Genomic DNA, 12,934 nt, shown 5'->3' with positions numbered 1-12,934 from the left:
ATTCGCGGGTCAATCTTGCCCGCCGTCAGGCAGAAACTCCACTTATCGCGCTGTTCAGATTTGCGGGACCAGCTCAAAGCACGATTAGCCTGCTAGCCGTAGGCGCAGCATCCTCCTTGTACTATCAAACGGCAGCAATACGGACACTTTCGCCTTGCAAGATCCTGTCACCGCAGACGATTGCAACTTTTATGGCACCTCACATCAGCAAGTCCGCAGCGTCACGGATGGCAGCATAGATTTCATCAAGGTCGGCCGCCGTAACGCAGTAAGGCGGCATCACGTAGATCGTATTACCGAGTGGGCGTAACAGCAGATTCCGCGCTTGGAAGAAAGCCAAAAGCTTCGGCCCGATGTCCGCCAGATAGCCGGCATCGCTCGTGTTGAGTTCAAGCGCTGTGACTGTTCCTGTGCGTCGGACGTTTGCGAACCGTGAATCGGCGCAAAATGGCGCGAGTGCCTGTTCTTGCATCCTGGCCAAGGATGCCACCCGCCTGCGATATTCCTGTTGCTGCCATAGGTCCAGATTGGCCTTGGCGGCGGCGCAGGCCACTGGATTGGCCGTATATGAGCTCGAATGGAAAAACGTACGCGTGCGATCTTCAGAATAATGCGCATCGAAAATATCGGCACGACAGAGTGTGACGGCGAGCGGCAGCGCCCCAGCCGTGAGGCCTTTCGAATAGCAGGCAATATCGGGCGTCACATCGGCCTGCTCACACGCAAACAAGCTACCCGTCCGGCCCCAGCCCGTCATGACCTCGTCGGCAATGAACAGGACGTCGAAGGCTTCGCAGATTCGCTTCATCTCTCTTAGCACCGAGGGAGAATACATCAGCATTCCACCGGCACCCAATATCAGGGGCTCCACGATAAAGGCTGCCGGATGTTCGTTTCGACACGCGTTTTCAAGCGCATCGAGCGCTATTTGCTCACGATCTCTTGCGGGGAACGGAATCGAGGTCACCTCGAACATCAGCGCCCCGTAGGCCGCATTGAAAACGCCTCGGCTACCTACCGACATCGCCCCGATCGTGTCGCCATGGTACGAGTGCTGCATCACCACAATTTGGGTTCGCTGTCTTCCGGTATTGTGCCAGTAGCCGAGCGCCATTTTCAGCGCGACTTCGACGCTGGTTGACCCGCTATCGGAGAAGAACACATGCTCGAGCGCCGGGCAGGTGAGCTTCAATAGTTCCGTCGCAACTTGCTCAGCCGGGTCGTGAGTGTATCCGGCGAAGATGACCTGGTTGAGCTTGCCTGCCTGTTCTCGGATCGCGTTCACGATGCATGGATGGCAATGGCCGTGGGTCACGACCCACCAGGAGGAGATTGCATCGATAAGGCGTCGGCCATCTTCTGTGTAGAGATAAGCCCCCTCTCCCCGCAGCACCTTCGTCATGTCCGGCTGTAGAGCATGCTGCGTGAACGGGTGCCAGATCGGCGACCTCTTGGCTATCCTCATAGGTTCAGGAAATCACTGCCAAGAAAGGAGTCTTTGAAAGCGGCCTGCAGCCTTTCGTCCGTGAGCGGAACAAGCCACGGGAGCCGTCCCAACCAACGCACTCTCCCGATCTCGCAAATCGCGCTTTCAGTTTCCGCGTTTCTTTCGCCAATGAACGCAATTCCAAGGATTCGAATCTGACGCTTCCGCAGAGCCTCTATGGAGAGCAGAGAGTGATTGATTGTGCCCAGTCCCGTCCTGGCGCAAAGCACAACGGGAAGCTGCCAGCGTTCGAAGATGTCGATGTAAAGAGTGCGCGCTGTCAGCGGCACCATGAGCCCGCCGGCGCCCTCGATCACCAGTTGCCGCTCGCCGCTGTCCGGCAGTCCAAGCGTCTCTGTGTCTATGCGAACGCCGTCGATCTCCGCGGCGTAATGGGGCGACGCAGGCGTCCGAAGTTGATAGAGCTCCGGGACAATCCGATCGGCCGAGAGGCCGCCGAGGCGGCGGACGCACTCGGAGTCGGTCTCTTGTTCCAGTCCAGCCTGGACCGGCTTCCAGTAATTCGCGCCGAGAAGGCCGGCGAGCCCTGCGGAAAATACCGTTTTGCCGACCCCGGTGTCCGTACCGGTCACGACGATCCGCTTATTCATCAAAACGAGCCCCTTGTCACCTCAACAAGCGCATCGAGCATTGCGCGCACGTCCGCTTCCCCAACATTCAGTGTCAACGAAATTCGCAAACGCGCGGTGCCTGTTGGGACGGTTGGCGGCCGAATTCCGCGGATGTCGAAGCCGCGCGCCTGCAGAGCAGAGGCAAGTCGCATTGCATGAGCATTGTCACCCACTATGTACGGCACGATCTGAGAGGTCGACGGCGTGTGCAAACCAAGGGAGGTGATCTGCCGATGCGCGAACGAAACAAGTTTGGCCAGCCGTTGCTGCCGCTCCGGCTCTTCCTGCAGGATGAGGAGTGCCTCTCGAACGGCAACGGCCATCAATGGTGATGGGGCCGTGGCAAAGATAAACGGACGGCAGCGATTGACCATGAAATCGCGCAGGATGCCGGAGACCGTAACAAGTGCACCCGCCGCACCGAGCGCTTTGCCGCAGGTATGAACGACGATGAGATTGTCCCGCCTGTCATAAGAGGCTGTGAGCCCTCGTCCCTGAAGCCCGTAAGCTCCTGTGGCATGAGCCTCATCCACGATCAGAAATGCATCATGGCGATCGGCGATTGCCACCAGCTCTTCGAGTGGAGCGAAGTCGCCATCCATACTGTAGAGACTTTCGGCCACAATCCAGACGCGGCCCGCTCCACCTTTGGCTCGCCAGTCGCGAATTGCGTCTTCGACTGACTGAGGATCATTGTGCGCATGAATTCGGCACTCTGCGCGGCCGGCTCGCGCCCCCTCGTGAATACTGGCGTGCACGAGCGAGTCGAGAACGAGCAGATCGCCCCGCTGCGGCAGCGTTGTCAGGAGGGCAAAATTTGCGATATAGCCGCCTCCAAAGAAAAGCGCTGCCTCCGCGCCAAAGAACTGAGCAGCTTCGGTTTCGAGCCGTTCATGCTCCTCGCAATTGCCGCGCAGAAGCCGCGACCCGCCTGCTCCAACCGGAGTGCCCGCCTCCAGCGCGGCGACCATCGCCTTTTTGATGCGCGGGGCGCTCCCGAGCGCCAGATAGTCGTTTGATGCGAAATCGATCCCCACGCGCGGCTTGAGGCAGCGCAGCCGTTTGTCTTCGTTCAAGGCATTCAACGCCGCGACGTAGGGACTAAGTCTAGCTGCTTGCATTGACCGCATTCATCGCTCCCAGGATCGCATCAAATCACGCAAAAGATCCGTTGGCCGTTGAAGAAGGATGGATAGCCCTTGAGGCTCAACTTGCCAGGATGCGATTGTCCTGGTCCACACGCACAATGCGTGGCTTGAATATCTTTGCTTCAGCCTCGCCGAATGAGGCATATGCAACGATAATGATCTTGTCTCCGGGCATCGCGAGTCGGGCGGCCGCACCGTTCAGGCTTATCGTGCCAGACCTCGGCGGCGCCTCGATCACGTAGGTGGCAAAGCGCGCCCCTGTTTCGACATTGTAGATTTCGACGCGCTCGTTGATCACCATTCCCGCCGCCTCCAGGAGCGCACGATCTATCGAGATCGAGCCTTCATAGTGCAGATCAGCTTCGGTCACTGAGGCGCGATGGATTTTTCCCTTCATCAAAGTTATCTGCATTTCTCACCTAGGCTGGATGTAGGGGCAACATATTGCGCGCACTGCTTTCGTCAGGCGAGCCCGGACGTGATGCCGAGCCGGGCCAGGAGATCCGCATCGCGATCAACTTTCGGGTTTTTGGTGGTCAAGAGCACGTCGCCGATGAAGATCGAATTTGCGCCGGCCAAGAAGCAAAGCGCCTGCAATTCATCGCTCATGTATTGCCGCCCGGCGGACAAGCGAACCACACTCCTTGGCATCATGATCCGCGCGGTCGCCACCAGGCGGACCAGCGCGATCGGATCGGGAGGCTCCGCGGTGTCTTCCACCGGCACGCCTTCGATCTTGTTCCATAGGTTGATCGGCAGGCTTTCGGGATGGCTGGGAAGATCGGCGAGCAGCACGAGCATACCTAGGCGGTCCTCGATGTGCTCGCCCATCCCGATAATCCCGCCGCAGCAGATCTTGATGCCGGCATCGCGCACATGCGCCAGCGTATCGATGCGGTCCTGCAGGCTACGGGTCGTGATGATCTTGCTGTAAAACTCGGGTGATGTGTCGACGTTGTGATTGTAGAAGTCAAGGCCGGCCTCGGCGAGGCGCGCGGCCTGCTTCGGCGTCAGCATGCCCAGCGTGACGCACGTTTCCATGCCGAGTCCTTTGACCGCGTTGACCATGTGGCAGACGGAATCAAGATCGCGATCTTTTGGCGTGCGCCAGGCCGCGGCCATGCAGAAGCGCGTGGCGCCGGCATCCTTCGCGCGCTGCGCAATCGCAATCACATCTGGGCAACGCATCAGACGGGTGGCTTTCAGGCCGGTCTCGTAATGCGCGCTTTGCGAGCAGTAGCCGCAGTCTTCCGGGCAGCCGCCGGTCTTGATGCTGAGCAGGCTCGCGGTTTCGACGTGGTTTGGATCGAAGCTCTTGCGATGAGCGCGCTGCGCCTGAAACATCAGGTCGGCAAAAGGCAGGTCGTAGAGCGCCTTAGCCCGTTCGACGTTCCAATGATGACGAACCTGCGCCCCTTTGCTTGCTCCCTTCCGTCCGACTTGCGCAGCAGCATCCATAATCCAATCCCGCTCAATTGTAGATAATCGCGTGAATTATCTATAGTCACCGCTCTCGAAGAGATGCTAATCGAGCTGCCTCGCAAATGCACCGGTTATTGCGGTAGATAATCTATGATCATTGCTGACAACATGACGACGGTCGCGCGCATCGCGGACTCAATCGCTGAGCGCATTATCAGCGGCGCCTTAGAGCCAGGCGCGCCACTGCGTCAGGATCACGTTGCACGAGAATTCAATTCCAGCCACGTCCCGGTGCGCGAGGCCTTTCGGCAGCTGCAGGCACAACATCTTGTTGTCGCTGTGCCACGCCGCGGTGTTCGGGTTGCCCCGCTCGATACCCATTCAGTGAAGGAGATCGCCGAAATGCGCGCTGCGCTGGAAGTGGTGGCATTGCGCCATTCGGGGCCAAGGCTCACAACAGCTCATTTGGCTCGGATCGAGCTCACCGTGATCGAAGGAGACAGTGCAAAGACGATCGAGGAGTTTGAGATGGCCAACCGCACCTTTCACCAAGCCTTGGTCGCGCCGTGCGGAATGCCGCGTCTGCTCGCGAGCCTCGATGGACTGCAGCTTGCCAATTCTCGATTGGTATTCGCGATGGCGCGATCGGCGGGCTGGCGACCGCGCTCCAATCAAGATCACCGCCTGATTCTTCAAGCCTTGCGAACGCGCAATATCGATCAAGCCTGTAATCTGCTGACGCGGCACATTCAAACCATTGAGCGCCTTACCCTTCCCGCGTCCTGAGCAACTCTGGCAAGCTTCATTGCGGATCGCTGACGATCGCAAGCGACGAGCATGCAGCAAGTGACTAGCCTCATTGCAACGGGTTCTATTCCCAGATAGTTATGCCCCCACTAGCGACATCTCCGGACGGCCATGATTCGTCACATCGTCTTCTTCAGCGCCAAGGACAAGTCGCATATCGACCAGATCATCGAAGGTCTTTCGCGTCTCACCGCGATACCACATGCGCGCCGGCTTGAGGTTGCCCGCAACCGCAAGACCGATCAGCTCGGCAATGATATTGACATCGTGGTCTATGGTGAGTTCGACAGCGAGACGGAGCTCGCAGCGTACAAAGCGCACCATCTCTACCAGGAATCGATCAAACGGGTCCGACCGCTCCGCGAGCTGCGGTTCGCGGCCGACTATGATGTATCAATAGATACCCCTTTCGCCTCAACGGCAGGATGATCGAGGTGCTGTGGCAGCAAAAAGTCCACCGCCGGGTTAGTTTGGCAATGGCCTCAAGTTTCATGCCATCGCAGACAGGCGTCGCTCTCATCGGGTGGGGCAACAGATGGAACGACACTTTCACGACGTCAGCGGCCGGTGACCTATAACCCGATGTACGTTCGCGAGTTGCAGTGGATTGAACCTGTCACAGCGATGCGACGTCTTGGGCATCGATCGCATCTCACGTTTCTCGATAGCGCAGCAAGGCACGAGCTGCTTGGGCGCTACTCATATGTAACGTGTGACCCGTTCAGCACCTATAGGGTCGCGAACGGCCAAGCCAGTTGGAACGGTCTGACTCTCGAGGCCGATCCATGGAAGGTCCTTCGCACGCTACTCGCGAAGTACCCGCAAGAGCATCGTCCCGATCTCCCGCCGTTCCAGGGAGGAGCGGCAGGCTACCTTGCCTACGACATGAACAGGACATTGGAGCGATTGTCTGCGCCGGCAATTGTCGGTCTGGGTTTGCCCCAATCCATCCTGCATTTCTATGACGTGGTCATCAGCTTCGACCATCGGGATAACAAATGCTGGATTGTCTCGACCGGATGGCCGGAGCATGATCGCGTGCGACGGAGCGAACGAGCGCGTCGTCGAGCTGACGAGTTTGCAGCATTCCTTGACCGTCCAATGGCGCCACAGAATGGTTGTGCCAGCAAAGCAGGCGCTTGGAGCTCGAACTTCAGCCGCAAGGGCTACATTGCGGCGGTACAAAGCGTGATCGACTTGATCCTGGCGGGTGACGTGTTCCAGACGAATATTGCGCAGAGTTTCAGCACCCGCCTGCCGACCTCGTTTGATCCGCTCGCCTTCTATTGCCAGCTACGATCATCGAATCCGGCGCCTTTTGCGGCCCTGCTGCGATGGGGAAAGCTGACCATCGCATCAAGTTCGCCGGAACGATTCCTGAAGCTTAACGAGCAACAAGTCGAGACACGACCCATCAAGGGCACGATCGCGCGTTCGCCTGATTTCAATGAAGACCACCGCTGTGCGGCTGTTCTCCTCGCTTCCGAAAAGGATCATGCCGAGAACACGATGATTGTCGACCTTTTGCGAAATGATCTGTCACGCGTTTGCACTGCGCATTCGGTCGAGGTTCCGGCTCTGTGCAATCTCGAGTCCTATGCCTCGGTGCACCATCTCGTGTCGATCGTTACGGGGGAACTTGCCGGAGGGGAAGACGCCGTTAGCCTGCTTCGTGCTTGCTTTCCCGGGGGCTCCATTACGGGAGCGCCAAAGGTGCGGTCGATGGAAATTATTACAGAAATCGAGCGCATAGCGCGAGAGGTCTATTGTGGGGCGATCGGCTTCATCGGCTTCAACGGGCACATGGACACAAGTATTGCGATCCGCACCGTCACCATCGACGGTGACCTGGCTGTGTTTCATGCGGGCGGCGGTATAACGGCCCTGTCGGAGCCCGAGGCCGAATACGAGGAAACGCTCGCCAAGGCAAAGCGAATCTTTGATGCATTCGGTTCTGAACCAGCTGGTGCATTTTGATTGTCATCATCGACAATTACGATTCCTTCGTATTCAACATTGCCCGCTATTTCCACAAGCTCAGTGAAGCAACGGAAGTGATCCGAAACGACGCTATCAGCATCGGCGAGCTCGTTGGTCTCAAGCCCCGCGCGGTCGTCATATCGCCCGGCCCCTGCACTCCAACTGAGGCAGGAATATCGACAGCAGTGGTTCGCGAACTTTCGGGACGCGTACCAATTCTCGGCATCTGCCTTGGACATCAGTGTATTGCGAGCGCTTTCGGAGGACGGGTGGCGCGTGCGCATCGGCCCATGCACGGTCAGCGCTCATACGTTGCGCATGACGGCCGAGGGTTATTCAAGGGGCTGCCAACCCCGCTTGACGTCGGACGCTACCATTCTCTTATCGTCGAGCTTGATCAGTCATGTGCGCAGAACCTCATAGTGACAGCGCGTTCGGAGGAAGGCGAGATCATGGCCCTCACGCACGGCTATTATCCCACCTATGGGGTCCAGTTCCATCCTGAGTCGATACTTACCTCACAGGGGCACGTCCTGCTTATGAACTTCTTGCGACTCACAGAGGATTTCCGAAATCGCGCGGAGCAATGAGAGGCTCGGCCTGCGCATCAAGATGGTGGACGGTTGGTTTCCGACTTGGTTGGAAGGCGCAGCGTCATATGGCAGGCATTTTGTGGCAATCAGCGCTGTTCGGTGCTCGGCTCCGCAGTCAGCGGCGCGCCTCCGACGGAAACCGGACCTTGCGGCTTCGAGGGCCGGACGTCTCTCTTGGCCGGCTTGGATGTGGTGCGCACGGGTGGGAAAGAAGCAGCAGGAGCAGGAGAGGCAACAAGCGCCCGATTGTGCAGCTCCTCGAATCTTTGGGTCAGGGCTGTGATCTGATCCGAGATCCGCTTTAGCTCGGCTTGCTGCGCGTCGACGTTGCGATTGAGCTTGGCAACTTCATCGGCCGTCTTCTGCTGCCCTGATTGCATACCTAAAAGGACGTCCCTATCCTCAGGTGACAAGTCAAACGTAGGAGGCACGATTTCATGAGCCGACGGCGCCTCGGCAAACATTTCGATATTCATATTCGTCAAAAAATAGGCTCCTCCGGCGCAAAGAACGAGCAATAAGGCTAGAAGAGTAAAGCTCCACCGAAAGCCTTTCGACGGTCTCTGCAGGACCGGCGGCAACTCCGATGCTTGGGATTGATCCGTCACAGCCACACCCCGCTCTCATCATCTCGATCTGCTTTCGTTGTTCTCGTTGCCGCGATAGCAGAAGATGGTCAAGAGTTGCCGCAAGCCGCCCCCCCCGCTGCATCGTTTTCAGCAATGTTGTCCCCAAAGCCGGGTCTTGATCGCATCAGGGTTTTTGCGAGCAACGCACTGCGCTGCGGGTGGTGAGGTAAATAATGAGGGCCGGTAGAGGGGATTACCCGTGAAGCACATTCATACCTGTGCTCTTGAGAGGGCCGCCTCACCGAAAGGCAATGCGAGTCGGGGATTTGCTAGGTGAGGCTTCCAGCGGTCCTGTGCCTGATTGTTCGAGGATCCGTAGTGGTAGCGTCGAAGTTGAGTTGGCGCAAAAATGCTGCGCAACCCACGCAACAAACGCGTGATGCGAGCGCAATCATAAGACTAACTATATCGTTCGATGGAGGGGAATTGCGTTGTTAGTGGGCAACTGCACGAAGGCCAGCCTGGAGATCAGGTCGGCCGTTCAGAAAGAAGGGCACTACATGCGAAAACGACGCGAACCGAGGAAGCGGATCCCTACGGATGCCTGAGCAGATCATCTGCAAGCGCCGGGCCTCCATACGTGGAAAACATACCAGCGTCCCTGTCCAGCTGCGTACCATCTTGCGTGAGGTCTCGCAGGGATCCTAGCGCGACCAAGGTCGGCTGCGGGATCAAAATGAAAGCAAATGCGAGCAGGCTAGAGCAAAGTAGCGCAAGCCCAGCCGCGGTCAGCGCCAACAGGCTGCCGGACACAATGTCATGATGCGCATGAACCGTCCTTCATGGCGCCCGGAAGCAGCACGAGGGGGCGGCTGCTTTCGTGGTGAATAGCCAATCACCGGATTCCTACTCAAATTTTGCTGCACTATTCCTGCAGTCCGCAAGGGAAAAAAGCATTTTTTAAGCGCAATCCTCCCACTGTTCGGCGGCTGCCGGCGAGAACGAACGAGTATCAAAGATTTGTGGGGTTTGGCTGGCCAATAGGCCGTCGATGCCCCGTAAGAGCCGCCCCTCCTCCAAGGCCCGCGGTGTGAGTCGTTTCATAATTCCGATATATCGTTTCGAGTATTCCTTGTTGTACGCGCGCTCTCCTAATCCTCCTCGCGGCTTTTACGATCATGTTGGCGGCACGTGACCGGCACCAAAATGGCTTGGTGCCACGCCCGACGGCATCCATGCCCCCGGTCGACGTGCCGTAACCCAGGCACCTGCCTCTGTCCGCAAACGACTGGACGCAGTTCATCAATATTGGGCAACCAGTCAGATCCAACTTGCGATCTGCACCGCTGCTGTTGGCAGCACATCTTCCGCCCTAGTGTGGGGACAGCCACGCCATTCTGTCATTGCGGAACTGGCGTAGCGGCACTTAAGTCCGGCAGCGCAGGCCCAAGCTCAAGGAGCCGATCGGCACACTTCGTTGGCCGCCATCTCAAACTGGGCGGGCGACTATAAATTCAACGCCAAAAGGAAAGGACACCTACCGCTGGCATTTCATCGACATCGACATCGATCGGCCGACATATGACGACGCTCTTGATTGCAAGGATGAACACGACCAGGGAACTTGCATCCTCGAAGGTCTTCCGGCGGCGATTGCGATCCTCAAAGACAATTCGCGCTCTGAGGAAGAAGGTTGCGCGCGCTAAAGCTCGTTGTCCATCTGGCTGGGGACCCTGGAGCAGCGTTGCACGCAAGCGAACATAACGGCGATCAAGGCGGTAACAAACTGCATGTCATCTTGCACGCAAAGCGATCCGACGGCACGTCATCTACGCGCGCGCCGACATTCCACAGCATATGTGAGGACTCTCTGGTCGATCTCCAGGCGTATTCGTGGGGGAGTTAAACTGATGCGCTGGATGCCGATCTGCTGCCGACAGTCGAAGCCGCGCCCTATGATGAAGCACGAGTTGCTGCTTGCGCGAACGATACGCACGCCCTGGGTATAAGAGCCTATCAGCTCCTGCTCCAGGAACGCTGGACCACAACGATTCGGGCCACGCCGTAGAGTTCGGCAACTATTATGCCGTAGCCATCAAAGCGGACCTGGATCGCGAGCTGGTAAAGGGAGCCGCGCGGCTTCAGGCTATTCTGGAAGATGCACTCGGCAGCTCCTAGATGAACTGCCAACTTAGTTCGGCCGCAAAACACCTCCCACTAATTCTCGATAATCATGATTTAACAAGATCAGTGTTAGATGCTTTGTACACTCGAAGTCCGCACGATATCCCGAGGACGGTTCTGCGCGATGAGGTCGTGCGGCTTGAGGGCAACCGGCGCGCGAACCGCGTACTAAGGTTGAGACTCATTAACTCCACCATACACCAGATCGCCGCATCCAGAAGATACTATTGAGGACGCGTCGGTCGTTTTACCCGAGGGGCTCCAAGCGGCTTGTTTGGTAGCATAGACTCGATAGCTGCCCATTCGTAGTCCGTTAGTTCATGGTGCCTGATTCGCCCCAGTTTGGGAGCTTGAATCACGGGCGCCCGGCCAATCACAATGCTTTTGCCATGTCAGGCCGACTTGTCCTCACGGCTGCCCTCAAGCTTATCTCGCAAGGCCGTGATCACGCGATGGACAATCCGTATATCCTTGACCGACAGCCCTTCTGAAAGATCGTTGATCCAGGGAGCCTGCAACTCCATTGCGGCTTCGAAGGCGCGCTGTCCATTCTCAGTGAGCACGACGAGCTGCGCCCGTCGGTGATGCGGGTTGACCTCAAAAGATACGAGGCCCTCTCTGTGCAGATCATTGATAATCCGCTGCACGTTTTGACGATTGCCGCCGAGGTCACGTGCGAGCCAAGCGACCGGTTGGGGACGTTCGGCGGACACAATGGCGCCAAGCACCTGCCAGCGTGCGCTTGTTAGGCCAAGCGGGGCGACCAGACGGTCGCCGGCCGTCAGAAATAGGCTGTCGAGCCTGAATAGATCGAGAACAAGGTCGGTCAGGGCGTCACCCTCCGGGGTTCGCTTGGCTCTTTTCATTTGTCACCATTATTTTCTATTGACATCATCATGTCAACGTGTTACGTGATCATAATACCAATTAGACATCACATATCAAATAGCAATGAGGCACTCATGTCGCTGCGACGCCCACTCGACCCTTCTTTCCCGATCGACCGCCAGATTGCTATCGAGGCAAATTCGGTCGTCCTGGTGAACCCATTCACTCTCGACAAAGCCGATGAGGCGGCTTTTCTCAAAACCTGGCAGGACGACGCAGCGTTCATGAAGCGACAGCCGGGCTTCATTTCCAGTCAGCTGCACAGAGCTCTCGGCGACAGCTCGACCTATCTGAACTACGCCGTCTGGGAATCCACCGCACACTTCCGCGCGGCCTTCACCCATCCTGACTTTCTAGCAAAAATCGCCACCTATCCGGCCTCGGCGATAGCTTCCCCTCATCTGTTCCAGAAAGTTGCCGTGCCCGGCATCTGCGTTGCCTAGCCCTGCTGTTTTTAGGAAGGGAAGATACTCATGATCAAGTTGATCCATCCTGTCGCTGGCGCCTTGGCTATCGCAACGATCGGCACATTTTGGCTGTCGACGGTACTCAGCGAGCTGTTCGCGTCCCATGCCACAGTTGCAGCGGTTAAGAGCACCATACCGTGGGGCTTCTTGTTGCTGATTCCGGCGCTCGCTGCGACCGGTGGTACAGGTGTCATCTTGGCAAAGGCGCGCCGGGCCGGACTGATCGGAGCCAAATTCAAGCGCATGCCATTCATTGCAGGAAACGGCATCCTGATTCTTATTCCGTCTGCGCTCTTCCTTGCGTCCAAGGCTCAGGCGGCAGAATTCGATGCCACGTTCTATGCTGTGCAGGTGATCGAGCTCGCCGCGGGCGCAACAAACATTACACTTCTTGCTCTCAACATGCGGGACGGTCTCAAAATGAAGGGATGGTTGCGCCACAAACCCGCTTGATCAACTCAACCAGAACTGCGCGGACAACTGACCTGAGGCCCGGTATTGTCGTGGCTTTATGAGTACGCGCCCTAAAATGTTATAGCTCCCCCGCCGGAGAAAAGGCCGGACGGTATCAGAATGCGTAGCCCGATCAGCAGTTTAGAACGTTCAGCCCCTCAGTTTACCTTCGGCAGCATAGTGCTAGCCGTGGTAACACTGGCTTGCTTGTACCTTCACGCCCATTTCGCCGCGACGGCGTTCGCCTATTTGTTGGTGGTCTTGCTGTTTTCGTTGATGGGCAGCTTCATCGCGTCGTCCGCGCT

14 protein-coding genes are annotated in these 12,934 nt (G+C 57.5%); 7 read left to right on the top strand and 7 right to left on the bottom strand.

Translation table 11 applies throughout. The features are described 5' to 3' along the window. Positions 1-199: 199 nt before the first annotated feature. The 5 genes from D6B98_RS38810 to bioB form a co-directional block, all read right to left on the bottom strand. On the bottom strand, positions 200-1,465 hold the full coding sequence (locus D6B98_RS38810; protein ID WP_126262152.1) for an adenosylmethionine--8-amino-7-oxononanoate transaminase: 1,266 nt from the start codon (positions 1,463-1,465) through the stop codon (positions 200-202). Further along, the gene (gene bioD / locus D6B98_RS38805) at positions 1,462-2,097 is read right to left on the bottom strand and encodes a dethiobiotin synthase (protein WP_126262151.1); all 636 of its coding nucleotides are present in this window, start codon (positions 2,095-2,097) and stop codon (positions 1,462-1,464) included. Before bioD ends, D6B98_RS38810 begins: the two co-directional genes overlap by 4 nt. Then, positions 2,097-3,248: an 8-amino-7-oxononanoate synthase gene (locus D6B98_RS38800; protein ID WP_126262150.1), complete on the bottom strand. Its 1,152-nt coding sequence runs from the start codon at positions 3,246-3,248 to the stop codon at positions 2,097-2,099. Before D6B98_RS38800 ends, bioD begins: the two co-directional genes overlap by 1 nt. A 76-nt stretch (positions 3,249-3,324) precedes the next feature. Continuing rightward, positions 3,325-3,678, bottom strand: coding sequence for an aspartate 1-decarboxylase (panD, locus tag D6B98_RS38795; protein WP_126262149.1), 354 nt, complete (start codon positions 3,676-3,678; stop codon positions 3,325-3,327). Between the two features lie 50 nt (positions 3,679-3,728). Then, positions 3,729-4,724, bottom strand: a complete 996-nt coding sequence (gene bioB, locus D6B98_RS38790) for a biotin synthase BioB (RefSeq protein WP_126262148.1) — start codon at positions 4,722-4,724, stop codon at positions 3,729-3,731. 114 nt (positions 4,725-4,838) lie between these two features. On the opposite strand from bioB, the gene D6B98_RS38785 reads away from it, so the two are divergent. The 4 genes from D6B98_RS38785 (at position 4,839) to D6B98_RS38770 (ending at position 8,065) form a co-directional block, all read left to right on the top strand. Further along, positions 4,839-5,474 carry a GntR family transcriptional regulator gene (locus D6B98_RS38785; RefSeq protein WP_126262147.1) on the top strand — a complete coding sequence of 212 codons (636 nt, stop codon included), beginning with the start codon at positions 4,839-4,841 and terminating at the stop codon, positions 5,472-5,474. 132 nt (positions 5,475-5,606) lie between these two features. Beyond that, complete coding sequence (locus D6B98_RS38780; protein WP_126262146.1) at positions 5,607-5,924, top strand: Dabb family protein; 318 nt, start codon at positions 5,607-5,609, stop codon at positions 5,922-5,924. A gap of 138 nt (positions 5,925-6,062) precedes the next feature. Next, positions 6,063-7,472, top strand: coding sequence for an aminodeoxychorismate synthase component I (pabB, locus tag D6B98_RS38775; protein ID WP_126262145.1), 1,410 nt, complete (start codon positions 6,063-6,065; stop codon positions 7,470-7,472). Further along, entirely contained in the window at positions 7,469-8,065 is a 597-nt protein-coding gene (locus D6B98_RS38770) for an anthranilate synthase component II (protein WP_164719155.1), read from the top strand. Before pabB ends, D6B98_RS38770 begins: the two co-directional genes overlap by 4 nt. An 89-nt stretch (positions 8,066-8,154) precedes the next feature. Here D6B98_RS38770 and D6B98_RS38765 read toward each other — a convergent pair whose 3' ends face one another. Both D6B98_RS38765 and D6B98_RS38750 read right to left on the bottom strand, forming a co-directional pair. Further along, complete coding sequence (locus D6B98_RS38765; RefSeq protein ID WP_235884956.1) at positions 8,155-8,553, bottom strand: hypothetical protein; 399 nt, start codon at positions 8,551-8,553, stop codon at positions 8,155-8,157. 2,660 nt (positions 8,554-11,213) lie between these two features. Further along, a complete protein-coding gene (locus tag D6B98_RS38750) occupies positions 11,214-11,687 on the bottom strand; it encodes a MarR family winged helix-turn-helix transcriptional regulator (protein ID WP_126262143.1) in 474 nt (157 codons plus the stop codon). A gap of 96 nt (positions 11,688-11,783) precedes the next feature. Here D6B98_RS38750 and D6B98_RS38745 point away from each other — a divergent pair, with 96 nt between their 5' ends. From D6B98_RS38745 to D6B98_RS40625, 3 genes are all read left to right on the top strand, one after another. Then, the gene (locus D6B98_RS38745; protein ID WP_126262142.1) at positions 11,784-12,152 is read left to right on the top strand and encodes an antibiotic biosynthesis monooxygenase family protein; all 369 of its coding nucleotides are present in this window, start codon (positions 11,784-11,786) and stop codon (positions 12,150-12,152) included. A gap of 30 nt (positions 12,153-12,182) precedes the next feature. Further along, on the top strand, positions 12,183-12,629 hold the full coding sequence (locus D6B98_RS38740) for a hypothetical protein (RefSeq protein ID WP_126262141.1): 447 nt from the start codon (positions 12,183-12,185) through the stop codon (positions 12,627-12,629). A 120-nt stretch (positions 12,630-12,749) separates the two neighbouring features. Then, positions 12,750-12,934, top strand: a 185-nt coding sequence (locus D6B98_RS40625) for a hypothetical protein (RefSeq protein WP_205680578.1), incomplete at its 3' end; no start/stop codon positions are given.

It is taken from the genome of Bradyrhizobium sp. LVM 105, assembly GCF_003957705.1.
In the GTDB taxonomy this organism is placed as follows: domain Bacteria; phylum Pseudomonadota; class Alphaproteobacteria; order Rhizobiales; family Xanthobacteraceae; genus Bradyrhizobium; species Bradyrhizobium frederickii.
Note: the sequence above shows the minus strand (reverse complement) of the source record. Positions and strands in the feature narration are given on the sequence as shown.